The organism is Bifidobacterium sp. M0307 (assembly GCF_016100445.1).
GTDB lineage: Bacteria > Actinomycetota > Actinomycetes > Actinomycetales > Bifidobacteriaceae > Bombiscardovia > Bombiscardovia coryneformis.
On sequence record NZ_JACFSL010000001.1, the window covers coordinates 471992 to 498137 of the forward strand.

22 protein-coding genes are annotated in these 26146 nt (G+C 61.5%); 21 read left to right on the forward strand and 1 reads right to left on the reverse strand.

Annotated elements, in window-relative coordinates; all coding sequences use genetic code 11:
• The first annotated feature begins 124 nt into the window (after nucleotides 1–124).
• From H3V08_RS01815 to H3V08_RS01860, 10 genes are all read left to right on the forward strand, one after another.
• Nucleotides 125–784: a response regulator transcription factor gene (locus tag H3V08_RS01815; RefSeq protein WP_198181416.1), complete on the forward strand. Its 660-nt coding sequence runs from the start codon at nucleotides 125–127 to the stop codon at nucleotides 782–784.
• Entirely contained in the window at nucleotides 775–2196 is a 1422-nt protein-coding gene (locus tag H3V08_RS07605; protein ID WP_198181417.1) for a sensor histidine kinase, read from the forward strand. Before H3V08_RS01815 ends, H3V08_RS07605 begins: the two co-directional genes overlap by 10 nt.
• Before the next feature lie 70 nt (nucleotides 2197–2266).
• Nucleotides 2267–3172, forward strand: a complete 906-nt coding sequence (gene xerD, locus H3V08_RS01825; RefSeq protein WP_198182079.1) for a site-specific tyrosine recombinase XerD — start codon at nucleotides 2267–2269, stop codon at nucleotides 3170–3172.
• Between the two features lie 82 nt (nucleotides 3173–3254).
• Nucleotides 3255–4094, forward strand: coding sequence for a ParA family protein (locus H3V08_RS01830; protein ID WP_198181418.1), 840 nt, complete (start codon nucleotides 3255–3257; stop codon nucleotides 4092–4094).
• Between the two features lie 8 nt (nucleotides 4095–4102).
• Complete coding sequence (locus H3V08_RS01835) at nucleotides 4103–4930, forward strand: segregation and condensation protein A (protein WP_332461777.1); 828 nt, start codon at nucleotides 4103–4105, stop codon at nucleotides 4928–4930.
• Nucleotides 4927–5655, forward strand: coding sequence for an SMC-Scp complex subunit ScpB (gene scpB, locus H3V08_RS01840; protein ID WP_198181419.1), 729 nt, complete (start codon nucleotides 4927–4929; stop codon nucleotides 5653–5655). The genes H3V08_RS01835 and scpB overlap by 4 nt, the downstream gene beginning before the upstream one ends.
• A gap of 120 nt (nucleotides 5656–5775) precedes the next feature.
• Complete coding sequence (gene typA, locus H3V08_RS01845) at nucleotides 5776–7695, forward strand: translational GTPase TypA (protein WP_033497193.1); 1920 nt, start codon at nucleotides 5776–5778, stop codon at nucleotides 7693–7695.
• Between the two features lie 54 nt (nucleotides 7696–7749).
• Nucleotides 7750–8301, forward strand: a complete 552-nt coding sequence (locus H3V08_RS01850) for a hypothetical protein (protein ID WP_051875616.1) — start codon at nucleotides 7750–7752, stop codon at nucleotides 8299–8301.
• Nucleotides 8298–9323 carry a prephenate dehydratase domain-containing protein gene (locus H3V08_RS01855; protein WP_198181420.1) on the forward strand — a complete coding sequence of 342 codons (1026 nt, stop codon included), beginning with the start codon at nucleotides 8298–8300 and terminating at the stop codon, nucleotides 9321–9323. The genes H3V08_RS01850 and H3V08_RS01855 overlap by 4 nt, the downstream gene beginning before the upstream one ends.
• A gap of 86 nt (nucleotides 9324–9409) precedes the next feature.
• On the forward strand, nucleotides 9410–10447 hold the full coding sequence (locus H3V08_RS01860; protein WP_198182081.1) for a prephenate dehydrogenase: 1038 nt from the start codon (nucleotides 9410–9412) through the stop codon (nucleotides 10445–10447).
• A 4-nt stretch (nucleotides 10448–10451) separates the two neighbouring features.
• Here H3V08_RS01860 and H3V08_RS01865 read toward each other — a convergent pair whose 3' ends face one another.
• On the reverse strand, nucleotides 10452–10769 hold the full coding sequence (locus H3V08_RS01865; protein ID WP_232340057.1) for a DUF6725 family protein: 318 nt from the start codon (nucleotides 10767–10769) through the stop codon (nucleotides 10452–10454).
• A gap of 70 nt (nucleotides 10770–10839) precedes the next feature.
• On the opposite strand from H3V08_RS01865, the gene H3V08_RS01870 reads away from it, so the two are divergent.
• The 11 genes from H3V08_RS01870 (at nucleotide 10840) to H3V08_RS01920 (ending at nucleotide 26088) form a co-directional block, all read left to right on the forward strand.
• Entirely contained in the window at nucleotides 10840–11781 is a 942-nt protein-coding gene (locus H3V08_RS01870; RefSeq protein ID WP_198181421.1) for a tyrosine recombinase XerC, read from the forward strand.
• 208 nt (nucleotides 11782–11989) lie between these two features.
• Nucleotides 11990–13684 carry a peptide ABC transporter substrate-binding protein gene (locus tag H3V08_RS01875; protein WP_198182082.1) on the forward strand — a complete coding sequence of 565 codons (1695 nt, stop codon included), beginning with the start codon at nucleotides 11990–11992 and terminating at the stop codon, nucleotides 13682–13684.
• A gap of 143 nt (nucleotides 13685–13827) precedes the next feature.
• Complete coding sequence (locus H3V08_RS01880) at nucleotides 13828–15483, forward strand: peptide ABC transporter substrate-binding protein (RefSeq protein ID WP_198181422.1); 1656 nt, start codon at nucleotides 13828–13830, stop codon at nucleotides 15481–15483.
• A gap of 230 nt (nucleotides 15484–15713) precedes the next feature.
• Complete coding sequence (locus tag H3V08_RS01885; RefSeq protein ID WP_045921180.1) at nucleotides 15714–16640, forward strand: ABC transporter permease; 927 nt, start codon at nucleotides 15714–15716, stop codon at nucleotides 16638–16640.
• 31 nt (nucleotides 16641–16671) lie between these two features.
• Entirely contained in the window at nucleotides 16672–17661 is a 990-nt protein-coding gene (locus tag H3V08_RS01890; protein WP_232340253.1) for an ABC transporter permease, read from the forward strand.
• Nucleotides 17662–17672: 11 nt separating this feature from the next.
• Nucleotides 17673–19688, forward strand: a complete 2016-nt coding sequence (locus H3V08_RS01895; RefSeq protein ID WP_198181424.1) for a dipeptide ABC transporter ATP-binding protein — start codon at nucleotides 17673–17675, stop codon at nucleotides 19686–19688.
• An 80-nt stretch (nucleotides 19689–19768) separates the two neighbouring features.
• The gene (locus H3V08_RS01900) at nucleotides 19769–20659 is read left to right on the forward strand and encodes a DUF3710 domain-containing protein (RefSeq protein ID WP_198182083.1); all 891 of its coding nucleotides are present in this window, start codon (nucleotides 19769–19771) and stop codon (nucleotides 20657–20659) included.
• 4 nt (nucleotides 20660–20663) lie between these two features.
• The gene (locus H3V08_RS01905) at nucleotides 20664–21443 is read left to right on the forward strand and encodes a DUF3159 domain-containing protein (RefSeq protein ID WP_332461776.1); all 780 of its coding nucleotides are present in this window, start codon (nucleotides 20664–20666) and stop codon (nucleotides 21441–21443) included.
• Between the two features lie 41 nt (nucleotides 21444–21484).
• Entirely contained in the window at nucleotides 21485–22762 is a 1278-nt protein-coding gene (locus H3V08_RS01910; RefSeq protein WP_198181425.1) for a class I SAM-dependent RNA methyltransferase, read from the forward strand.
• Between the two features lie 174 nt (nucleotides 22763–22936).
• A complete protein-coding gene (locus H3V08_RS01915) occupies nucleotides 22937–23596 on the forward strand; it encodes a hypothetical protein (RefSeq protein ID WP_198181426.1) in 660 nt (219 codons plus the stop codon).
• 2 nt (nucleotides 23597–23598) lie between these two features.
• Nucleotides 23599–26088, forward strand: coding sequence for an HAD-IC family P-type ATPase (locus tag H3V08_RS01920; protein ID WP_198181427.1), 2490 nt, complete (start codon nucleotides 23599–23601; stop codon nucleotides 26086–26088).
• The last annotated feature ends 58 nt before the right edge of the window (nucleotides 26089–26146 follow it).

Consider the following 26146-nt stretch of genomic DNA (forward strand, 5'->3'; position numbering starts at 1 on the left):
GGAATATGGCGCAACGTGAGGGATGGATGGCATCTTGGTCGCAGGTGATGCGGTCCATGCGTATATGCCTGGCATTGAGGCAGGTCAGGCGGTCTGCGCGGCCGGGTTCTGTAAGGAGGTAGTCATGGCCAGGATTCTCGCGGTGGATGATGAGGAGTCCATCCTGGACATCATCCGCATCGGACTGGGCAAGGAGGGGCACCAGGTTTCCACAGTCAGTGACCCGCGGAAGGTGGATATGCTTCACCTGGACTACTTCGACCTGGTCCTCCTGGACATCATGATGCCCGGTATGGATGGATTCGAGCTGGTCCGTAAGCTCCGTGAGGCCACCGGGGTTCCCATCATCTTCCTGACCGCCAGGACGGACCAGGCGGATGTGGTTCGCGGTCTCGGCCTCGGTGCGGATGACTATCTGACCAAACCCTTCCACCTGGATGAGCTGCGCGCCAGGGTCGATGCACACCTGCGCCGGGAAGGTCGGGCGCGCTCGCAGGTGCTGACCCTGGGTGAGTTCCGTTTCGACATGTCTGCCAAGGAACTCACCTGCGGGGACCGTGCCATGAACCTGACACCGACCGAGTACGCCATCTGCGAGTTCCTGGCCGTCAACCGTGGGCATGTCTATTCCAAGGAGCAGATACACCGGGAGGTATCCGGCCTTGATCCGCGTGGGGAGGCTGCGGCCGTAGCCACCCATATAGGCAACATCAGGGCCAAGTTTCAGGAGGTAGGAATGGCTCCGATTCATACCAGATGGGGGGTGGGTTACCTGTGGGTGTGAAGAATCCCGGCGCAGTCCCTCAGCGCGGCCACGGAAGAAAGCTGAATACGATTCTGGGGTGGTTTCTGGTCATGTTCACGGCTGCGGAAGCCCTTGGTCTTGGGCTTCCCATCCTGGGGCTGGCGGTCGGCGTGAATACGGGACTCATCCTGCCGGCGAACTCATGCGAGGAGTCCGTTGGCGAATATGCCATGACCCTGATGGGGGACACCACCTTCCGTCCAAGTGATTTGCCCTCCTGCAGTGCATACATGGTCCTTGATTCCCGCCTCAAGGTGCAATCCTCGAATATGGATGCCCGGACCCGTTCAAGGATCCTGGACCTCATATCGGCGAGTGGCATGAAGGCGGCGGGGAGCTTCGTCGTGATTCCGCAGGAGAAGGGGTACGTGGTCATTTCCTATCAGATGGGCGCCCGTTATGCCGAGGATGGCTTGAATCGTGCGCTGCCCTCGCCGGAAACCGTCCTGAACGGTTGCATGGCCGTCAACGTCATCCTGGTCGCTGTCGTGAGCATCCTTCTTCTGGTGAGGTATCTGCGCCGGGGGGTGGCCCCCCTGAGCCGGGCCGTGGATTACATCGGAGCCGGGAACCTGGACTTCGCCGTAGGGTCATCCACCGTTCGTGAATTCGACCAGGTGCTGGGGTCCATGGACGTGATGAAGACCAACCTTCGTTCCTCCCTGGAAAGTGAGTGGAGGACCCAGGAGGAGAGCAGGCAGAGGACGGCCGCCCTGGCCCATGATCTCAAGACCCCCCTCACGGGCATCGCAGGCTGGGCTGACCTCCTGGGGGAGACTGACCTGGATGCGGACCAGACGGAATACCTGAACAGGCTCGCTTCGGAGGAAAAGAGGATGGAGGAGCTGACCTCCGCCCTGATTCAATCCTCCCTCAGCACTCCGGAGGCCGGACCCGAGCGAAGATACTGCGACCTGTCAGGACTCGTAAACACGGTCATCGATATGGTCAGAGGCCAGGTCCTCGACAAGTCCATCGATCTTGAAATAGGGGAGTTCACAGCGGACGAGGTGAATCTCGACGCGGACCTGACCGTGCAGGCCCTGGGCAACGTCCTGGTCAACGCCGTTGAGCACACCCCCGACCAGGGGCGTATCCGGATCGGGGTCGAGCTTGATGTTCCCGACCGGCAGATGATGAAACAACCGGGTTGCCTGGTATTCACAGTGGAGGACAGCGGCCCGGGATTCAGCCGGCAGGATCTTGAGCGGGCCACCGAGCAGTCGTATATGGGTGACCCCAGCAGGTCGGGGCATCACTTCGGACTGGGGTTGAGCGTGGCTAAACGTGATGCCCAGGAGCAGGGTGGCGACATCAGCCTGGGGGGCTCCGCCGATCTGGGTGGGGCCAAGGTCGTCCTGACATTCCGGACGGAAGGTCGGAGGGGCTAGAATACCGCCTATGACCAGCCAGCACGACCGGCAGGGGAGCAGGACCATCCCCGATGACCTTCCGAAGGCGATGGCGGACCTGCTGGACCAGTTCCTTGCCTATACGGGTGTGGAACGGGGATTGGCGCCGGCGACGGTCAAGGCCTACCGGTCGGACCTGAGTATGTATGCGGGATGGCTCTCCAAGCAGGGTATTCGCAGTCTTGACCAGGTAACCAAAGGGGATGTGGAGGGCTTCCTAGCAGGACTCTCATCGGAGAGTCCGGCAAGTCGTTCCCGCCGTCTGGCCGCTGTCCACGAGTGGCACAAATTCGCCCTGCAGCAAGGGGTGACAGGTGAGGACGCCTCAAGGGGGGTCAAGGCTCCCAAGGGAACGACCTCCCTGCCTGATGTCCTGACCGTTGACGAGGTCGCCCGGCTCCTGGATGCCGCCGCCATGGGTGGGTCACAGGACGCGGTGGTGCTCAGGGACAAGGCCCTCCTTGAGTTCATGTATGCAACGGGTTGCCGGGTATCAGAGGCTGTGGGTGCCAACCTGGACGATCTGGATCTGGACGAGCATGTGGTTCGCCTGACCGGCAAGGGTGACAAGCAGCGCCTGGTCCCGGTCGGTTCGTATGCCTGCGCGGCATTGGAGTCATACCTGAACCTTGGTCGTCCTGATTTGCAGGGCCGCGCCACCCGGGGAAGGGAGCTGACAGCCGTCTTCCTCAACAAGCGCGGGAAGCGCCTGACCAGGCAATCCGTCTGGGAGGTGGTGCGCAAGGCCGGCGAACGGGCGGGAATCCAGCGGCCCCTGCACCCGCACACCCTCCGACACTCCTTCGCCACCCATCTGATCGAGGGTGGCGCCGATGTCAGGTCCGTTCAGGAGCTTCTTGGACACTCCTCGGTCACCACGACGCAGATATATACCCACGTGAGCCCTCAAGGACTGATTGAGGCCTACCAGACGGCGCACCCCCGCGCCCGCTGAGGGAAGGTGCCTCGGAAACGTCACACCCTGCCGGTAAACCCGCCCTGAGCGGATGATTCCCGGATGTTGGTAGGCTAGAGGTATGCCTACGGATTTGTTAGGGCGCGAGTATGAGACTTTCGCAGCCCCTGAGCCTTTGAAACAGCACGGCCCTGCCCGTGTCATCGCCATGTGCAACCAGAAGGGCGGCGTGGGCAAGACCACTTCCTCCATCAACATAGCCGGTGCGCTCAGTCTCTACGGGCGCAAGGTCCTGATTGTCGACTTCGATCCCCAAGGGGCCGCTACCGTGGGTCTGGGCATCAATGCCAACAGCGTTGACAACACCATCTACACGGCCATGTTCGATTCTTCCCTCGACGTGCATGAGGTGGTTCACCACACCCGTTTCCCCGGGCTTGACATCATCCCCGCCAATATCGACCTGTCGGCCGCCGAGGTTCAGCTGGTCACCGAGGTCGGGCGCGAGCAGGTCCTTGCCTCGACCATCAGGCCCCTCCTCAATGAATACGATGCCATCATCATCGACTGCCAGCCCTCCCTGGGTCTCCTGACGGTCAACGCCTTGACTGCGGCGGATGGGGTCGTCATCCCGGTGGCGGCGGAGTTCTTCGCCCTCCGTGGCGTGGCGCTCCTCATGCAGTCCATCGAGAAGGTGCAGAGCAGGATCAACCCGAATTTGGAGGTCTATGGGGTACTGGTCACCATGTACACCCGCACCCTGCATTCGGAGGAGGTTCTCCAGCGTATTCATGAGGCCTTCGAGGGGAGGGTCCTTCACTCCGTCATCTCCCGTTCCATCAAGTTGCCGGATGCCACGGTGGCGGGCGAGCCCATCACCATGTTCTCTCCCGAGCACAAGACCTCCAAGGAGTATCGGGAGGTTGCCAGGGAGCTGATCTCCCGCGGCATCGTGGCGTGAGCGGGGTTGTGGCAGAATCCCCCCGGGAGTCCATCGGCCGATCGGGCGAGGGGTTTTCGGTCGCCCTGGATGTCTACCAAGGTCCCTTTGATGTGCTCCTGAGCCTTCTGGCCAACAGGAAGCTCGAGTTGACTGAGGTTTCCCTGGCAGCGGTGACCGGCGAGTTTCTGTCCTATGTGAGCACCTTGGATTTCCAGACCAGTCTGGATCAGGCCAGCGCTTTTCTTGATGTCGCCTCCGTCCTGGTGGAGGCCAAGAGCGCTGCTCTCCTGCCGGTTGAGGATGAGTCCCTGCGCGACCAGGCCTCAATGGAGGCCTTGAGGGAGCGTGACCTCCTCTTTGCCAGGCTTCTGCAATACCGCGCCTTCAAAGAGGCCGGTGAGGATTTCCGGGCCATCTTGGCGGCGAATTCAGGCAGATACGCTCATCCAGGGCGGCTGGATGAAGGTTTGCCCAGCCTCATGCCTGAACTTGATTGGGTCACCAGCCCCGGGGATCTGGCCCTTCTAGCGGCCACGGCCCTGGCCAATGCCCCGGCTTCCCAGGTCTCACTGGGGCAGCTTCACGTGCCCCTAGTCGACCTGAACCAGCAGGCCGATCTGGTTCGCGAGGCCCTGGTGGCCACTCCCGGACAGCCGGTGGCATTCGCGTCCATCATCGCCTCGGCTGAAGGGAACCTGGAGATTGTGGCCAGATTCCTGGCCGTTCTGGTCTATTTCAAGCAGCAGCTGATTCAGTACAAGCAGGAAGGGCCATACGAGCCTCTCTATCTTCGCTGGGTGGGCGGTACCGAGAAGGAAGATCTCCAAGGGATCAGTGAGGGGGACTTCGCATGAGCCAGGACAAACCAGAGACCCAGGCGGATGGACTACCGGGGGAGGAGGGGCAGGTTCCCGTCACACATCCCGATACTAGACCGGAGTATGTGGATTTCGATGTAGACGACTTCCCGGGCGGATTGGCGGGATGCCTGGAGGCCATTCTGATGGCCACGGACCAACCCCTGACCAGCCAGGATTTCTCAAGGGTCCTCGCCGTCGAACCGAATCAGGCCCAGACAGCCCTACAGACCCTTGCTGAGTCCTATCAGGGAAGGGGATTCGAGCTCAGGGAGACCACGCGGGGGTGGCAGCTGGACAGTCGCCCGGACTATCAACCCGTCGTTGCCGCATTCGTCAAGGACGGGCAGACGGCCAGGCTTTCCCAGGCCGCCCTGGAAGCCCTGGCCATTGTGGCTTATCGCCAACCCATGACCCGCTCCGAGGTGGGGCAGATCCGCGGGGTCAACTCCGACGGGGTCATCCGTTCCCTTCTGGTCCGTGGTTTGGTCCGTGAGGATGGAGTCGATCCGGATACCCACGCCGCCCGCCTGGTCACCACGAGTATCTTCCTGGAGAAGATGGGGTTGAACTCCTTGGAGGAGTTGCCCTCCCTGGCCCCCTTCCTGCCTGACGAGGAGTCGGCCCTTGCCCAGGTTCAGGAGGCCCTGCCCCAGGGTGCGGATCAGGTGGTTTCCGCTCAGGGTGAGGGTCTCCGCGGTCCTGTCAGCAAAGACGATTAGTATTGTCTCTGTTTGTCCAATCCTTGGACCATGCCCGTTTGGGGAGTCTTCGGCGGCTGTTTGTTCCGGCCCTGGAATCCCGGCGACATGAGATGAAGCACTTACGAGAATGAGGTATTGATGGCGGTACGCGGCGATATACGAAATGTTGCGATTGTGGCACACGTTGATCACGGCAAGACCACCCTGGTCAATGCCATGCTCCAGCAGTCGCACGTCTTCTCCGATCGCGAGGAGGTGCCCGACCGGGTCATGGACTCCAATGACCTGGAGCGCGAGAAGGGCATCACAATCCTGGCCAAGAACACCGCCGTCAAGTACACCGGCCCCCTGGCCCCCAAGCTCGGGCAGCCGGATGGCATCACCATCAATGTGGTTGATACCCCTGGCCACGCCGATTTCGGTGGCGAGGTGGAACGCGGCATCTCCATGGTCGATGGTGTTGTCCTGCTGGTCGATGCCTCGGAGGGGCCCCTGCCCCAGACCCGGTTCGTCCTGCGCAAGGCCCTGGAGGCCAAGCTGCCCGTCATCCTGGTCATCAACAAGACCGACCGTCCCGATGCGCGTATCTCCGAAGTGGTCTCCGAGTCCACCGACCTCCTTCTGGGTCTGGCCCAGGATGTGAGCGAGGAGGGGGTGGACCTCGATCTGGACTCCCTTCTGGACCTCCCCGTCATCTACTGCGCGGCAAAGGCCGGTAAGGCATCGCTCAACCAGCCTGCAGACGGCGATGTACCCGACAATGATGATCTGGAGCCGCTCTTCGAGTCCATCCTGACCAACATCCCCGCCCCTGAGTACGAGGAGGGCGCCCCCCTTCAGGCCCATGTGACCAACATCGACGCCTCGGATTATCTGGGCCGTCTGGGCCTGGTCCGCATCTACAACGGAACCCTGCTCAAGGGCAAGCAGTATGGGCTCTCCCGCGTGGACGGCTCCATCGAGAACTTCAAGCTGACCGAGATTCTGCGCACCAAGGGGCTGGATCGGTTCCCCGTGGACGAGGCAGGCCCCGGCGATATCGTGGCCGTTGCAGGTGTCGATGACATCATGATTGGCGAGACCATCGTCGACCAGAGCGACCCGAAGCCCCTGCCCCTGATTCACGTTGACGACCCGGCCGTCTCCATGACCTTCGGCACCAACGATTCGCCCCTGGCGGGAACCGAGGGCAAGGACCACAAGCTGACCGCCCGCATGCTCAAGGACCGCCTGGACCGCGAGCTGATCGGCAATGTCTCCATCAAGGTCATCCCCACCGACCGTCCGGATGCCTGGGAGGTTCAGGGCCGCGGTGAGCTGGCCTTGGCCGTTCTGGCCGAGCAGATGCGCCGTGAAGGCTATGAGCTGACCGTGGGCCGCCCCCAGGTGGTCACCAAGACGGTCGACGGCAAGGTCCAGGAGCCCATGGAGTCCGACACCATCGATGTGCCCGAGGAGTATATGGGTGCCGTGACCCAGCTCATGGCCGACCGCAAGGGCCGGATGGACACGATGACCAATCACGGATCCGGCTGGGTGCGGATGCAGTTCACCGTTCCCTCCCGTGGTCTTCTGGGCTTCCGTACGGCCCTGCTGACCGCCACCCGCGGCACGGGTATATCGTCCTCCATCTCGGCCGGATATGCTCCCTGGGCCGGTGAGATCAAGACCCGTCAGAACGGGTCCATGGTCTCAGACCGCTCGGGTAAGGCCAGCCCCTACGCCATGCAGAAGCTCCAGGCCCGTGGTGACTTCTTCGTCAATCCGCAGTCGCCGGTTTACGAGGGACAGATCGTCGGCATCAACAACAAGCCCGGGGACCTGGATATCAACATCACCCTGGAGAAGCACATGACCAACATGCGCTCCGCCACGGCTGATGTTCTGGAGACCCTGACCCCGCCCATCCAGATGAGCCTGGAGGAGTCCCTGGACTTCGCCAATGACGATGAGTGCGTTGAGGTAACACCCGAGTCCATCCGCGTGCGCAAGATCATCCTGGACCGTGACGCCTGGTACAAGTGGAATGCCCGCCAGCGTCGCGCCAACAAGAAGTGACACGACCCGACCCGGTCGAGGCTTCGGTGACCGGGTCGGACTAGGCTGATTCCCATGGCAAGACAGCATGACACAATCCATGCCGATGATGAGGATGCCGGTGGGAAGCAGCAGGTGACCAGGCGTCAGGCGATCCGACCCAGTCGGTATCTTCTGGCCCTGGTCATTGGTGTTTTGGTGGGCACCCTGGGCACCCTGGTCCAACGATCCGGGGCGGCCGCCGGCATTCCCTGGGGGATGGCCCTGGCTTACCTTCTGGTGGCCCTGGCCTCCTGGTGGGTCCGTAACGATTCCGGCACCCTGGGCCTGTCCCTCCACCTGGTGGCCTCCACGATGGTCGTCTGGGCCCTGTCCATGAGAGGGCCCGGTGGGGATGTACTCATGCCCTATGCCGACTTCCCGAGCTTTTTTGCCAAGTACGCCGTGTTCCTCTGGATGGGGGGACTGGTACTGATTCAGTTCCTGGCGCTCTGCCTTCCCAGGACCTGGTTCGATGATGGGATCATCAGGGAGTGGCCGGTCTCCGAACCCGGGGAGGAAGCTGGTCAGGACCATGATGGGCATCAGGTAGCAGGAACCGCCTCCACGAAAGAAGTCAAGGCATGAGCTCCGATCGGAATTCTTCAGTCGGGTTGTGCTATCTCGGCCCCCAAGGGTCGTTCACCCATCAGGCCGCTGTTGAGGCCTCCGCCTCCTTGAAAGCCTCCCTGGGGCGGCAGGTCGATCTGGTGCCCTGCGACCGGGCCACCCGGATCGTCGAAGCGGTGGAATCCGGCGGATGCTGGGGAATCATCGCCTGGGAAAGCAACGTTGAGGGTCATGTCATCCCCAACATGGATGCCCTGATCGATTCCACGAATGTGGCCGGGTTCGGCAGGACAAGTCTCCCCATCGTATTTGATGCCTTTGTTCGCCCTGACCATGGGAGGCTGAGCTCGGTCAGCGCTCATCCGCATGGCCTGGCACAGTGCCGCGGATTCATTCGTGACATCGGGTTGGCGGAGGAGGCGGCATCCTCCAATGCAGCGGCCTGCCGTGACCTGGGGCAGGATCAGGTGGCCCTGGGGCCCAGACTCTGTGGGGGCCTGTATGGTTTACAGACCTACAGGCGCGAGGTTCAGGACTATCAGGGTGCCCGCACGGACTTCCTTCTTCTGGCCCCCCGGGAGGAGATAACCGGTCTGGCCAGGGCCATGTTCGGGCGGTCTGAGGTCGAAGGTGCGAAGGGTGCCGGTGCAGGCGAAGGTCCCGGGTCCAGGCCTTTACGCGAGTTCGAGTCCATCATCGCCTTCATTCCGCTCCATACTGGATCGGGTGTTCTTGCCGACCTCCTGGATCGGTTCCGTGATGCGGGGCTGAACATGACATCCTTCATGTCCCGCCCCATCAAAGGCAACGACGGGACATACAGTTTCATCGCCACCATCGATGCGGCCCCCTGGGAGCCTGCCCTGGGTGGTGTCATGCAGGATCTTCTGGACCTGGGCGACTGGATCAAAACCCTGGCCGTATATCCCCGGATGGAGCGCCCCGATCCTCCCATACCGGACTGGATGCTGCCCAGGGCAGGTGCCTGGAGGGAACGTAACCTGGACAAGTCGGGGGTTGATAAGGAGTTGTTATGGTAGAGGACCAACAACTGCAGGCGGGGTCCGTCCATGCCCACGGTGACGGCCTTGCGACCGGGCCGGATGCAATGCACCCCATGGCTGGTATGACGGCATCGCCCATTCTGACATCGGCCCACAAGATCGCGATTGCAGGTCTGGGGCTGATCGGCGGGTCGCTGGCAAGACGCCTGGCGCGGCAGGGCAGGTTCGTGGTGGCCTGGAATCATACGGACCGCCCATACGAGGCAGCCAGGTCCGAGGGCATCCACTGCGTGGAGACCCTGGAGGAGCTGGCCCAGGGCAAGCCTGATGTGCTGGTTTTGGCCACCCCGCTCAAGGCCATGCCTGAGATGCTGGGTCGTCTGGCCCCAGTCCTGACTCGCGGAACCACCCTGACCGATGTGGGCAGTGTCAAGGGCCTGGTCCGCCAGCAGGTTCGTGAAGCCGGTCTGTCCGACCAATATGTGGGTGGGCACCCGATGGCAGGTAGCGAGTTCTCCGGCTACGAGGCTTCCGACCCTGATCTTCTCGAAGGGGCACTTTGGGCCCTGACCGTAGATGAGAACACTGATTACGGCCGTTTCCTGACCGTGGCGGATATGGTCACCCAGGGGTTGGGGAACCGACTGATTGCCCTTGATGACCAGACACATGACAGGGCGGCCGCTCTGATATCGCACATGCCCCACGTGGTGGCCACCGCCCTGGCCAACCTCCTGGTGGATTCGGATGACAGGAATATAGCCGCTGCCCTGGCGGCGGGGTCCTGGCGTGACATGACCCGGGTGGCCCTGACCGATCCCGACAGGACCGAGGCCATGGTGGATGAAGATGCCGATCAGGTGGCCGGCCTGCTGGACGATATGGCCATCAGGCTGAGTGCCGTGGCCAAGAATCTCCGGGGCTCGGAGGGGTGGAACAGGTCTGGCATCCATGACTTCTTCACCCAGGCCCGTCCCTTCAGGGACTACAAGGCGGAGCTGGCCGGTGCAGACCAGGAGGACAACAGGTTCGAGCTGGCACTCAGTGATGAGGGCTGGCGATCCGAGCTCTTGGAATCAGCGAGGCGGGGACAGGAGGTCGAGGTCTTCCTGACCACCCACCAGGCCAGGGTCGTCCAGCTCCCGACCATCGGTGACTGAGTCCTCAATCCTCGTTCGGTTGGTCCTGGACCGGATTGGTGTCACTGAGTCCCGCCTGATCCATGTCATGGTGCCCTGCAGGGTATCTGCGCTCAGGAATGGGTTTGAGTCCGACTATCGAAGCGGCCGTCAACCGAACCTTCTGGGCTTCGCGCGAACCGTTGGCCGACGGGTCCCTGCTCAGGTCCAGAGTGGTTCCGTCCCAGGAAATGACATGGCCTATGTAGTCGCGGAATTTGAGGCGCCCATCCTCCGGGTCCCGCCCTTCGACCGTTCTGGCCACAATACGGACACCAGGTGGTATCTCTTTCGGCAAGTGCATGGTCACCTCCGGGACCAGTATATGCGTCCCGCCCCGGGTAGACTAGGTTGGGCCGGATGGGAGGTGTCAGATGGCCTTTGAACGAGAACTGGACGGATACACCCGCTATCTGGACCAGGTCCTGGGACGGAGCCCGAATACGGTTCGTTCCTACCGGACCGATGTGGCGTCCTTCCTGCACCTGATGGAACTGCGGGGCATCAGGGATCTGAACGAAACGGACCTCTCCACCCTCCGGTCCTGGCTGGCTCATGAAACACGGTCCCATGCCCGGTCCACCATGGCTCGGAAGACCGCAGCCATCCGTTCCTTCTTCGCCTACCTGGCCGACCATGACCTGATTGAGACGGACCCGGCCCAGGGACTGAAGACCCCCAAACAGTCGGAGCATCTGCCCCGGGTTCTGACCGGAAACCAGGCCGAACGTCTGATGGACCGTGTGGAAGAGTCCCCGGTCGAGGACGGTGCGGATGATGACATGACCGGAATCATCCAGCTCAGGGATGCAGCCATGCTGGAACTGCTGTATGCGACCGGGATGCGGGTTGCCGAGCTGTGCGGGCTGGACCTGGTCGATCTGAACACCCGGTCTCGGACCGTCAAGGTCCTGGGCAAGGGGCGCAAGGAACGGGTCGTTCCCTACGGACTTCCTGCCGAGCGGGCCCTGGATGGATGGCTTGACGGGGGGAGGCCACGGCTGATTGAACGTACCGGTGGGGTAGGGGTGGTTCATGACGACCAGGCTCTCTTTCTTGGTGTGCGCGGTCGCCGGATAGGTCAGCGTCAGGTACGACAGGTGGTCCATGAAGCCGCCGACCGGGCGCAGGTTCCCGACATCGCCCCTCATTCCCTGCGTCATACGGCCGCCACCCAGATGCTGGACGGCGGCGCGGATCTGCGTGAGGTTCAGGAGATGCTGGGACACTCCTCCTTGAGGACCACCCAACGCTATACGCATGTTTCCATCGAGCAGCTGCGTCAGCGCTATCGGTTGGCCTTTCCCAGAGCCTGAACGTTTATGGCCGGGCCTGACGATATGGATGGGGCTTCCTTTAAGGTTCAGTGGTGGAGGCGTTTTGCGAAAGGCCCACAGCCGCAAAGCAATGAACGGTGCTGCATGCGGGGGTGTCAAAGCCCCGGGCAGGGTGGTCGCTGTAGCCAATCATGTGGGCAGGGTCACGTTTTTACTTGCTGGTTACAGTGGGCAGGAGTGGTGTGTGATGAAGAAGAGAATCGGTAAGGCACTTGTTGCGGTCATGGCCTGTTCCCTTGCCTTGGGTGGGTGTGGCGGCACTGATGCGGAGGACCTCGCCCAGACCACCGAACAGCCCCTCCCCGGCACCATCATCAAGGTGTATGGTTGCGAGCCCTCAAGGCCCCTGATTCCGAGCGACACGGCGGACGAGTGCGGTGGTCAGCTGGTCAACGCCATGTTCTCCCGTCTGGTCCGGTTCGACAGCAAGGGCAAACCGCAGAATGACCTTGCCGAGGAAATCACCCACAATGAGCGGATGACGCGCTACACAATCAGGTTGGTCGACGGCCGGTCCTTCTCGGACGGAAGTCCGGTCAGGTCCTCCTCCTTCACCATGGCCTGGTCCTGGGCGGCCAATCCCGTCAATGGGCAGGCCGGATCCATGCTCTTCTCCAACATCAGGGGGTATGAGGACCTGCAGCAGGCCGGAACCCCCAAGGATGCCCAGCTTTCCGGCCTGAAGATTGTCGACGACCTGACCTTCACGGTCGACCTGAGCGCTCCCTCCGCGACGTTCCCCATCCTGGTAGGGGCCCTGGCCTATGCACCCCTACCGCAATCCTTCTACAAGGATCCCGGGGCCTTCGGCAGTCGACCGGTCACCTCCGGTCCCTATCGCTTCGAGTCCTGGACCCACCAGAAAGTGGTGAAAATCCGCAGGAGTGCCACCTACACCGGTGATATCGGCATTAGGAATGCGGGGGTGGACTTCATGGTCTATTCCGATCCTGCCTCGGCCTTGTCTGATGTGCAGGCCGGAAGACTGGATGTAATCACCACGGTCCCCGACTCGGCACGCAAGAGTTTCGTCGAGGACTCCAGTCTGCAGTCCTACAACAAGGCCGGGTCCGGAATTGAACTGCTGACCATCCCGACCGGTATGGAGCACTTCGGGCAGGACCGGGAAGGACGTCTGCGCCGTCGGGCCATCTCCATGGCCATAGACAGGCGAACCCTGATCGAGGAAACCCTCGACAACCTGGCCCAGCAACCCACTGACTTCACTTCTCCGGCGATTCCCGGCTGGTCCGAGGACCTGAAGGGGGAAGAGCACCTGAGGTACCGTGCCGGGGCGGCCAGGGAAGCCTGGTCCCAGGCCGATGCCATCAGGATGTGGCCACACGGCCGTTCCCTGCCCCTGGTCTGCGTGACCGAGGAGGGCACCGGGGTCTTTTACGAGGGACTGGCGGCATCGGTTCGGGACGCCCTGGACATCGATGTTGAAGTCAGGACGGTTCCCACCAGGGCCGCACTTCTGTCTGGACTCGACAGGGGGGAGTACGGTCAGGCTGCATTCTCTACCCGGATCCTGCCTGACTACCCCTCGCCGGAGGCTTACCTGAATCAAGGGTTCGTGACAATCGGTGATGGTACGAGTTCCCCGACCGGTTCGGATGTTCTGCAAGGCCGTGACCCTTCCGGGTATGCCAGTCCGGTGTTCGAGAATCTCTTGAAGAAGGCCGGCGAGGCCCAGGGTGTCGATGAGGCGAATGGGCTCTATCAGGAGGCGGAAGAGACCCTCCTGGAGGACCTTCCGTCCATCCCGCTCTTCACCGCCAACAATGTCGGTGCAGGGTCCAGAAGGGTCCGGGGGATGGTACCGGGATGGAACGGATGGCCCTCCTTCTGGGACCTGTCCAGGGAGGAGCAAGATAATTGATTCTGACCAGATCCGTCCGCTATGTTGGATAACCTCGCTCACATAGGCGTTACGTGATTTAGATTATTATTCGTTGCGGGGAAGAGGACAAAATCTCCTTTCTCGCCTCGTACCAACAGGAATACAAAGGAAGAAGCAAGTTTATGAAGAAGCAATCGGTTCTTACCATTGCTGCTGCAGGTATGTGCTCCATGGCGCTCCTGCTCAGCGCCTGCGGTGGTTCGGGCGATTCCGCTGGCAGCGCAGATGCCAAGGGCGGAAACAACACCATGATCAGTGTGTTCAACCCAGAACCCGCCAACCCCCTGATCCCCAGCATGACCAATGAGGTAGGCGGTGGCAACCCCATCGATATCCTCTTCTCGAAGCTGGTCCGGTTTGATGACAAGGGCAAGCCGAAGAACGAGATCGCCAAGGAGATCAAGGCCAACGACGACAACACGCAGTACACCGTCACACTCAAGGACGGATGGAAGTTCTCCGATGGCACCCCAGTGACGCCGCAGTCCTTCACCAAGGCCTGGTCGTTTGCCGCCAATGCTGCTAACAAGCAGCTGGGGTCGAGCTTCTTCACGGACATCAAGGGCTTTGACGAGTTGCAGGGCGATGATGTCGCACCTGACGCCCAGCTCTCCGGTCTCAAGGTCGTCGACGACAAGACCTTCACCGTGGATCTGAACGAGGCCTCGTCCACCTTCCCGATCCAGGTCGGCTACACCGCCTTCGCGCCCCTGCCCGAGTCCTTCTACAAGGACACCAAGGCCTTCGGCGAGAAGCCGGTGACCGTTGGCCCCTACAAGTTCGACTCCTGGAGCCACAACAAGTTCATCAAGGTCGTCAAGGATGAGAACTACAAGGGCGACGTCAAGGTGAAGAACGGCGGAATCGAGTTCCGTGCCTACCTCGACCCGACCGCGGCATTCCGCGACGTCGAGGCCGGACATCTGGACGTTCTGGACACCATCCCGTCTTCCGACCGCAGGACCTTCCAGACCAACGGCTCCGTTCAGGCCATCAATGATCCAGGTTCGGTCCTTCAGATGTTCACCGTGCCGACCTACATGAAGCACTTCGGTGAGGATCAGGAAGGCAAGCTCCGCCGCCAGGCCATCTCCATGGCCATCGACCGCAACGCGATCATCAAGAAGGTGCTCGCCGACACCGGCCAGGAGGTTCACGACTTCACCTCGCCCGTCATCCCCGGTTACTCCAAGAACATCAAGGGCTCCGACGTGCTGAAGTACAACCCCGACAAGGCGAACGAGCTCTGGGAAGAGGCCAACAAGATCAGCCCCTGGACCGAGGCCGACTCCTTCAAGATCGCCTACAACGCCGATGGTGCCCACAAAGAGGTCTACGACGCTGTCACCAACTCCATCAAGAACACGCTGAAGATCAACGCAGCCGGCAACCCCCTGCCCACCTTCAACGAGTTCCGTAGCAACGTCCAGAACCGCAAGTTCACCGATTCGGCCTTCCGCTCCGGCTGGCAGCCCGATTACCCCTCACCCGAGTCCTACCTGCTGAGCAACTTCGCTTCCTCGGCGGCCGACGGCAAGGGATCCAACGATGGCGACTACAAGAACCCCGAGTTCGACCAGCTGCTGACCAAGGCGGCCTCCGCCAAGAGCCTTGACGAGGCCAACAAGATCTATCAGCAGGCCGAGCAGATCCTCTTCGAGGACCTGCCTGCCATTCCGCTGTACTACAGGAACGCCAACGGCATTGCTGCCAAGGATATTCAGGGCTTCACCTTCAACTGGAAGGGCGTCCCCGAATACTCCGAACTCAGCAAGTGATTTTGGTCTGATACTGTTTCCCTGATCGGTACAGTCGACAGGGAAGCGGTCTGAACCGGTGCGGATGAGTGATGTCCGCACCGGTTTTTCCATCCAGCACCCCGGCACAGCCGGCCGGATGGGGTCTCGGCAGGCCCTGTTGAGGTGTACTGGTAGACTCGTACAAGTATTTTTGAGGCGACCGGGTCCCAATGTCAGCCCAGGTCGCGGACTATAAAGGAGAAAAGCCGATGGGTAAATATCTTCTGCGGCGTATTCTGCAGATGATCCCCGTCGTTCTCGGCACCACCCTGCTGATCTACGCACTGGTCTTTGCGCTTCCCGGCGACCCCGTGGCCGCCATGTTCGGAGACAAGCCGGTCAATCAGGCGGTGGCTGCACAGATACGTTCGGAGTACAATCTCGACAAACCGTTCATCGTTCAGTACGTCCTCTTCCTCAAGAACGCCCTGACCCTGAACTTCGGCAACACCTTCTCGGGGCAGCCCGTGATCGCCGTCATCGGCAGGGCCTTCCCGGTGACCATCAAGCTCGCATTGATGGCTTTCGTCTTCGAGGGTGTCTTCGGCGTCATCTTCGGCATCATCGGTGGCCTGAACAAGGGTCGGTGGTCCGACAGCGTCATCCTGGTCCTCTCACTCCTCCTGATTTCGGTGCCCACCTTCGTCACCGGCTTCATCCTGCAGTATCTCTGTGGTGTAAAGTGGCACATCCTTCCGGTCACAGCCGGGGCCTCACCCGGTTTCGTCGATCTGCTCATGCCTGCAGTGGTGCTGGGATCGGTATCCATGGCTTCGATCATCCGACTGACGAGAACCGAGATCACCTCGAACATCTCCGAGGATTACGTACGTACGGCCAGAGCAAAGGGTATGAGCAACTCCAAGGTCATCGGCCGCCATGTTCTCCGTAACTCCCTGATTCCGGTTGTGACCTACCTGGGCGCCGACATCGGTGCACTCATGGGAGGCGCCATGATCACGGAACGAATCTTCAACATCCAGGGCGTGGGCAACACGCTGTTTCAGGCGATCACACGTGGTGAGGGGACCCTGGTGGTCTCCCTGGTCACCATCCTGGTCATGATCTTCGTGGTCTGCAGCCTCCTGGTCGATATGCTCTATGCGGTCCTCGACCCGCGTATCAGGTACGCGTGAAAGGGCCATGGTTGATATGACTGATATGACAATGAACGAATTCGATTCAATGAACGAGAGTCAGGCCGAGGTCTTCTTCCCGGACCCCCTGCCCGGTCAGGAGCGCTTCGTCGCACCCACCGAGGAGACGCCCCTGCGTGCGGTGGACTCCGTGGATGACGATGTCCCTCCCACCAGCATGTGGGTGGATGCCTGGAGGACCCTGCGGAGGAACCCCCTCTTCATCATCTCGGCGATTCTGGCCATTTTCGTAATCGTTGTGGCCCTCTTCCCGTCGCTCTTCACCAAGCAAGACCCCGTTGTCTGCAACCTGAACGACTCCCTTGAGCCTAGCCGCGCAGGCCACCCCTTCGGGTTCGATCTTCAGGGATGCGATGTGTACAGCCGTGTGGTCTATGGGGCCCGAACCTCGGTCTCCATCGGCATCATGACCACCATCCTGGTCACCCTGATCGGCGGTCTGATTGGCGCATTGGCGGGCTTCTTCGGAGGCTGGGTCGATGGCCTGCTGAGCCGAATCACCGACATCTTCTTCGCCATCCCCATGTTGCTGGGCGCAATCGTCCTCCTGCAGATGTTCCGCACCTCCACCTCCCTGTGGAAGATCATCTTCACCTTGACCCTGTTCGGGTGGGTCAACATGGCCCGCATAACGAGGAGTGCGGTCATGGAGGCGAAGAACCTGGAGTTCAACACGGCCTCGACGGCCCTGGGCTCCACTCCGGTGCGCAACCTCTTCAGGCACATCATGCCCAACTCCCTGGCCCCTATCATCGTCATGGCCACCACGTCAATGGGTACCTACATCGTCTCCGAGGCGACACTGAGCTTCCTGGGCGTGGGTCTGCCCTCAAGCGTGGTCTCCTGGGGCGGCGACATTTCGACGGCACAGAGCCTTCTGACCACCAATCCCTCGGTCCTCTTCTATCCGTCCGCAGCCTTGGCCATTACGGTCCTGGCCTTCATCATGATGGGTGATGCGGTCAAGGATGCATTGGATCCGAAGAGCAGAACGGCCTGAGTGGAGGAAGCATGAGTCAAGAAGATAGCTTTGCAAATCAACAGGCTGAGCAGCCAACCCCTGAAGCCTCCAGTCCTCTCCTGGAGGTGAAGGACCTCAAGGTCGACTTCACCTCGGACGGGCGGGATGTCCATGCGGTTCGCAACGCCTCTTTCAGCGTCTACCCGGGGCAGTGGGTTGCCATCGTGGGGGAGTCGGGTTCGGGTAAGTCCACCTCCGCCATGGGTGTGCTGGGCCTTCTCCCCGGCACCGGCAGGGTGGTCGGCGGCAGCATCAAGCTGCACGACCGAGAGCTGGTCGGGCTGAGCTCCAAGGAGTATGAGGACCTCCGTGGTTCCCAGATTGGCCTGGTACCCCAGGATCCGATGAGCAACCTGAATCCGGTCTGGAAGATCGGAACACAGGTCAAGGAGGCCCTGGTCGCCAACAAGATGGACGTTTCCCGTGAGAAGCGCTCCAAGCTGGCCCAACGGTTGGCGGAGACCGAGAAGGTCAAGCTCAAGTCTTCGGATGATGAGCTCTTCATTTCCTCAGCTGATCTGCCCGGTCTCCTCGATGCCGCCAAGACGGCCCTGGACAGGGCCGGCGTCAAGGATGCCGACAAGGTCATGGAGTCCCTCAAATCAGAATGGGATGTAGGCTCCGAGACCAGGTGGGGGGTTGCAAGCTCCCTGATCAAGGCCGGTCTGAGTGAGGACGAGGCCTGGTCCCTGGCCAAGGCCCACGTGACCGGTTCGGATATGAACGACCGTATTGCAGGTCTCCTCTCCGAGGCGGGCCTGCCGGAGGCGGCCACCCGCGCCCGTCAGTATCCGCACGAGTTCTCGGGTGGTATGCGTCAGCGTGCCCTGATCGCCATTGGTCTGGCTTCCAGGCCTGACCTTCTGATTGCCGATGAACCAACCAGCGCCCTGGACGTGACTGTTCAGAAGAAGATCCTCGATCATCTTCAGGGTCTGACCGACTCCCTGGGTACGGCCGTGCTCTTCATCACTCACGACCTGGGTCTGGCCGCAGAGCGTGCCCAGCACATCGTGGTCATGTACAAGGGTCAGGTGGTCGAATCCGGCCCCAGCCTGGACGTCCTGCAGCACCCGCAGCACCCCTACACCAAGCGGCTTGTTCAGGCCGCTCCGTCCCTGGCCTCCCAGCGCATCATTTCCGCCAAGGAGCGGGGGCAGGATGCCGAGAGTCTGATGGAGCACCACGTCAAGGGTGAATCGACCCTGGAGCGCAGCGAGCACATCATCACGGTGGAGCATCTGACCAAGGAGTTCAAGCTTCCGAAGCGGAGGGAACTCTTCAAGGCCGTCGATGATGTCTCCTTCTCGGTCAAGCGTGGAACCACCCTGGCCATAGTGGGGGAGTCCGGTTCGGGCAAGTCGACCGTGGCCAACATGGTCCTCCACCTGCTGAATCCCACGTCGGGCAAGGTGTCCTACGAAAACAAGGACATTTCCGGATTCAAGGGCAAGGAGCTTTTGGAATTCCGCAGGCATGTCCAGCCGGTGTTCCAGAACCCCTACGGATCCCTGGATCCCATGTACTCCATCTTCCGGTCCATCGAGGAGCCCCTGCGCATCCACAAGATCGGAGATCGCAAGGCCAGGGAGGAGCGTGTCCGCGAACTTCTTGACATGGTGGAGATGCCGGAGTCGGTTATGGGGCGTTACCCCAACGAGCTCTCCGGTGGTCAGCGTCAGCGCATCGCCATCGCCCGTGCCATGGCCCTGAATCCGGATGTCATCATCTGCGATGAGGCCGTTTCCGCTCTGGACGTTCTGGTCCAGGACCAGGTTCTGCGTCTGCTCAATGACCTTCAGGCAGAGCGTGGTCTGAGTTACCTCTTCATCACCCATGACCTTGCCGTGGTCAGGCAGATCGCCGACGAGGTGGTCGTCATGCAGCATGGCAGGTTGGTTGAGCACGCCACCACCGATGAGGTGTTCGACCACCCGCAGCGTCAGTACACCCGTGACCTGCTTGACGCCATTCCCGGCGGCAAGCTTCGTCTGGGTCTCGATTAACGATCGGCCGGCTCCTGTGACGGGTTGCAGGGGCCGGCTATGAAGGCGCCGGATTGGCGTCACTGAGGAAACGAGGCATCATGGGACTGTTCGGTTTCGGTAGGAAGCACAAGAAGGATCAGGTACTTGAGGGTCACGATGAGGAAACCTCAACGTCTGATTCCGAAGCCCTGAAGAGCCAGGATAAGGGTTCCGACCAGGTTGGCGAAAACCGGAACCCACAGGACCAGGATGCCCCTGCCCAGTCGGAGGAAACCGGCGAGACCAGGCAGGAGTCCGCTCATGATGAACGGGGTGACGTGAGCCTGACCGAAGGCGAACGTGGTGTGGATCGTGGTCCCTGGGACAGCGAAGATGAGGATGCCGTCGACTATGACGATTACCTCGACATCGGTTCCTTGCTGCTTCCCTTCCTCCAGGGCAGTCAGCTCAGGCTCAAGTCCAATGGGAAGACGGGGGAGATCCTGGGTGCCACTGTGACGTATGGGTCCTCCAGCCTGGAATTGGAAGCCTTCGCGGCACCCAAGTCCCTGGGTCTCTGGGAGGAGATCCGTGCCGACATCCACAAGGCCAATCCCAAGTCCAAGGAAGTGGATGGGGTCTTCGGTTGCGAGTTGACCCTTCCCGTCGAGGTCCGTGGCAAGAAGTTGATGACCCGCGTCGTGGGTATCGACGGACCACGTTGGATGCTGCGAGGCATTTTCTCCGGCCCTGCGGCAACGAAGGGCAAGGAGAAGGACCTGCTCGACCAATACCTGGCCGACCTGGTCGTGGTCAGGGGGAATGAGCCCCTTGCTCCGCGTGACCTGATCCCCATGCATGCCCCGGTCACTCCTGAACAGGACGGGGACGAGGACGGCAAGTCCAAGGACACCATTCCCGACAAGCCCGAGGGGCCTTTCGATTCTGACCAGCAGACCGAGGTGAAGACCACCCTCTCACGCGGCCCCATGTTCACCGAGGTGCGCTGAGTCTGTGGGCGTGCAGGGGCGGGATGACCGGTCCACCGATCGGGGTGATGGGAAGCACACCGGCCTGGCGGCCCTGGCCGATGAGGACTTCTCGGTCTACGAGGCCATCGGCGGATGGCGCGGCATTGTGGAGTCCCTGTTGCCGGGCCTGGTGTTCCTGGTTGTGTTCCTCATAACGGAGAGCCTGACCTGGACCATCATGGCGTCGGGTGCCCTTGCCCTGGTACAGCTGATACTGAGACTCCTCCAAGGAGGATCCTTCCTGGGAGCCCTGACCGGCCTGCTGGGGGTTGGCATCTGTCTGATTTCGGCCTGGTTGAGCAAGGATGCCAGGAACTACTATCTGCCGGGTTTCCTGATTAACACGTTCTGGATCCTGGTACTGGGCGTCAGCCTGCTGGTCAGGATTCCGGGGATAGGTGTCCTGGTGGAGTACGTGCGCGAACCCGTGCTTTCGGGATTTCGGGCCTGGTTGAAATCCTGGCGGTCCGACCCTGCGTTGCTTCGGGCCTATACGAGGGTCACCCTGGTTTGGATACTGGTCTTCGTCATCCGTCTGGCCGTGCAGGTTCCCCTGTACTTTGCGGGATCAGTCGGTCTCCTGGGCGGGGCCCGGCTGGTGCTCGGCGTCCCCTTTTTCGCCCTGGCCATCTGGGTTTCCTGGCTGATGATGCGCGATCCCTTCCATGCCTTCCACGCTGTGCCAGGGAACAAGGGTGCTGAAACGGAAGAGCTTGACGGCATTGATGCAGGTGCGAATGGTGCCGGGCGGTCCAAGGGCTGATTCCGTCAGGGGATACCCCTTGGCTTGTAAGAAAGGCGAATATGGACGTTGAACTTCGCATTGAACGATATGCGGACCAGGGCCGGTGTGTGGCTCATCTGGACGGACGCGTGGTTTTCGTGCGTTTTGCCCTGCCGGGGGAACTGGTGAGGGTCAGACTGGATGAACCGCACAAGCGACAGGACCGGTACTGCACGGGCGAGGTGATAGAGGTCCTGGAGGCCAGTCCTGACCGACGGGAGCCGGTCTGGCCGATGGCGGGCCCCCTGGCATGGGGAGGCGGTCTGGGTGGTGCCGATCTGATCCACGTCTCCCTGCCCGGGCAACTGACCTGGAAGGCCGACCTGATTCGCCAACAGATGGGACGATTGGGTGGCACCCGGCTTGAAGATGTGCCCATCGCACGCCCCGATGACGGCACCTGCCCGGATGGTCTGCATTGGAGAACCCGTATAGATCTGGTTGCCGACGACCAAGGCAGACCCTCAATGCGGCGCCGAGGCTCCCACGAGAGGGTGGCCTTGGAGTCCATGCCGCTGGCTTCGCGACGGCTTCTCGACCAAGCCGATGAACTCGGCCTCTGGAACGGCGGATTCAAGCCGGGCAGCAGAATCAGAATGGCCATGCCGGAACCCTTGGACGGTCCAGGCACGGATGGGAACTTTGCCCTGCAGATTGATGGAAGAACCGAGAAGGGGAGCGACCCCCTGACGGAGCAGATACGGCCGAACACCGGTCGCCCGGATGAGGATACATTCACGTACAGGGTCGATGCCGGCGGGTTCTGGCAGATACACAGGCTGGCTCCCTCCCTGCTCTCGGGTGCGGTCCTGACCGAGGCAAGAAGACGGGTTGGCGAGCAGAAGGCCCCGGTTGTCTGGGACCTCTATTCCGGTGCTGGTCTTTTCACCCTTCCCCTGGCCGCCGCCTTCGGAGGGCGGTCACGGATTCTGGCAGTGGAGGGTGCTGCCGGAGCGGTGACCAGGGCCAGGGAAAACCTCGCGGCTGCGGATATGACCAATGCTGAGGTAAGGCGGGGCGATGTGGGGCGCGTGCTCAGGCATGGAGTGCCCAAGGCACTGTCCCATCCTGACCTTGTCCTCCTGGACCCTCCACGTGCGGGTGCCAAGGCCGAGGTATGCAGACTTCTGGATCAGGCGGCCCCCTCGACGATCATCTACGTGGCCTGTGACCCCACCAGTCTGGCCAGGGATACGGGAACCCTGCTCTCGCTTGGCTACGAGCTGGCCGATATTCACGCCTACGACATCTACCCGATGACCCATCATGTGGAGACCATGGCGGTCTTTACCAGGTAGGTTCGCGGTTATGGCTCCTGCCTTGCATCCGTGGATTTTTCGGGCCGGGTTGACGCCCCCGCCCTGCCATGGTCGCCCAGAGGTCGGTGGCGGAGGTGTCATCCTTTGACTCGATGGCCCCAGCAGTCGGCGCATTGCGGGTGGAAATGGTGGTTTTCGTCTACAATACCGGTGATGGCAGGAATGACGAGAGGTTCAGGCGAACCAGACGTGTTCGGTATTTCAACCCTGCGTTTCAGCAGGCGGCGGATTCCGCGAGCCCTGATGGCCCTGTCCCTGACCCTGATTCTGGCGACTGTCCTGACGGCCTGCACCCCATCCAGCCAGGCCGTGGGCGATACCTGGCACCCTTCGACCGTTGACCATGATGGGGTTGACCGCTCCGATATCATGGTGGCACTGGTCGGGAGTCCCTCCAAGCCCACGGATGCGGGAACCAATGAGGAGGACAGTCGCATCCTGGCCTCCCTGAAGCAGCAACGGATGGACGGGTACTACTCGCAGGCGGAATCGCTCGCTGACCAGCAGGCGGGTGTGGAGGATGCGGTCAATCGCGAGGTCGACCTGATTCTTGTTCATGCCCCGGCACAAGGGGATTGGACACCCTCCCTTGCCAAGGCCAGGAAGGCCGGCATACCTGTGGCGGTCATACCGAAGAGTGGGGCCACCTGGGAAGATGGTCCTGATGGCATCTACTATGCCGCCACGCTCAGCTTGGATGCCGATACGGGGAAGGACACCCCGGTGCTCTTGGCCGACGCCCTGCAGAATATCATCGATGACGGCCCTCACGCCCGAGCCATACGGGTCACCCTGGGTCAGGCGGGGGAATAGGCATGAGTGAGTATAAAGACGGAAACACCCCCACGTTTCCCCGGGTCGATGAACCCGGTCTGACCAGCTCCCAGGTGCAGGAACGCCGGGATGCCGGGCAGGTCAACACGAGCCAGGAGAGGTCGTCCAGGACCCTGGGGCAGATAGTCAGGGCCAACGTCTTCACTCTCTTCAATGCCATCATCCTGGGGGCCATGGTTGTGGTCCTCTTGACGGGCCAGTGGAAGGATGCCGTCTTCGGACTGGTCATCATCATCAACACCGGCATCGGTATCGCCACGGAGCTCAAAGCCAAGCACACCCTCGACAACCTCTCCATCCTGGTGGCCTCGGATTACTACGTCCGCAGGGATGGGGCCGACCAGCGCGTCTCCCATGATGCCATCGTCCGCGATGACCTGCTTTGGATTCGTTCCGGCGACCAGATTCCCGCCGATGCCCGAATCGTCGAGTCGTACGGGCTGGAGCTGGATGAGTCCATGCTGACAGGGGAGTCCAGAACGGTCCGCAAGGAGCCGGGTGACCAGGCCTATTCGGGCTCGACCGCTGTTTCAGGCATGGCCCTGGCCGAGGTCACGGCCGTCGGGGCGGGGTCTTACGCGGCCAGGCTTACCGCCAAGGCCAAGGTCTTCAAAAAGGTCCATTCTGACCTGAATGAGGGAATCAACACCATACTCAAGGTCATGACCGTGGTGGTCATACCCCTCTGCATCCTTCTGATTTTCACCCAGATGCGCACCGTAGGCGGGCTCCAGACCGCCTTGTCGAACGGATCCTGGCGGCAGGCCGTCGTTTCTGCCGTGGCCGGGGTGGTCGGGATGATTCCCGAGGGGCTGGTGCTCCTGACCTCACTGAACTTCGCCCTGGCAGCCATTCGGCTGGCCAGGAAGCAAACCCTGGTGCAGCAGATGGAGTCGGTGGAGACCCTTGCCCGGGTTGATGCCCTCAACCTGGACAAGACAGGAACCATCACCGATGGGGGCATAGTCTTCGAGGCCCTCCATCCCCTTGACCCATCAGGGGAGAGCGACCAGGATGTCCTGGCCCAGCCCCTGGTTGATGTCTGCGCCGAGGAGAATCCCAACGCCACCGGTACGGCCATCATGGCGGGCCTGCCCCAGGTATCCCCGTCCGGAACCGTCTGGGCCCGCCTGCCCTTCTCCTCGGCGAGGAAGTGGAGTGCCATCCTTGACCGGTCAGGCAGGCTCTGGTATTTCGGCGCTCCTGAGGTCTTGCTGGCCTCCCAGGCCGAAGCACATCCCGTAGTGGAGGCCCAGGTGACCGACCTGGCAAATAAGGGCCATAGGGTCCTGATGCTGGCGGATGGGGGAACGGTTCGAAAGTCCGACGCAGACCAGGATTACTTCCAAGAGGCCGAGGCCCTGCCTACGGATCTGATTCCCAGGGCCCTGATTACCTGCTCGGAGCATATCCGTGAGGACGCTGGACCCACACTGGCCTGGTTCAGGGATCAGGGCGTCCGCTGCCGGGTCATCTCCGGCGACAATCCTGCTACGGTCGCAGCCATAGCCAATAAGGTCGGCTTGACAGGTGCGGCGAAACCGCGTGCCATGGATGCCCGGGACCTGCCCGAGAATTTGGAGGAGCTGGCTGATGTCCTTGAATCGGTGGACGTCCTGGGGCGCGTCCTCCCGGACCAGAAGAAGGCCATAGTCCAAGCCCTTCACCTGAGCGGTCACACCGTGGCCATGACGGGGGATGGGGTCAATGATTCCTTGGCTCTGAAAGAGGCCGACCTGGGAATTGCGATGGGCAATGCTGCACCGGCCACCAAGGCGGTTGCCGAGGTGGTCCTGGTGGATTCCCGGTTCTCCCACCTGCCCGACGTCGTGGCCAGGGGCCGCCAGGTCATGGCCAATATGGAACGTGTGGCAGGCCTCTTCCTGGTCAAGACCGTCTACTCGGCTCTCATCTCCCTGGGAGTGGTCCTGACGGGTATTCCCTTCCCCTATCTGCCACGTCATATCACCTACATTGGTGCCCTGACCATCGGTACCCCAGCCTTTTTCCTGGCTCTGGCCCCCAATACCAGACGTTATCGTCCCGGCTTCCTGAAACGGGTGGTCGCTTTTGCCCTCCCCTCCGGGTTTGCCACAGGGCTGACGATCCTGTCCGCCGCCTGGTTCGTGCCGACTCTGTTGGGTCTGGACAGGGGTGATTCTTCGGATTTGAACGCCCAGCGGTCCATCTGTGCCATCATCCTCTTCTTCATGGGGGTTCTGGTTCTTGCTCAGGTGGCCCGTCCCCTGCGCTCCTGGCGTGGCCTCCTGGTCCTGGTCTTTGCCTTGGCCGGGGTCATCGGTGCCTGCATCCCCCTGGTGGCACGCTTCTTCGCCATCACTATTCCCCAGGGGGGAGCGCTGGCGGTGACCGCGGTCTCAGTCGTGGCTGGGGGTGCTCTCATGGCCTTGGCGGTTCTGGCCTATCCGCCATGTGCGCGGTTCATATCCCAGTTAACAAGCAGGCGGTAAAACAGGGAGCATATTCCGATGGTGTCCGTTTCCCGGGCAACCGTATGAGCCGGTTCCT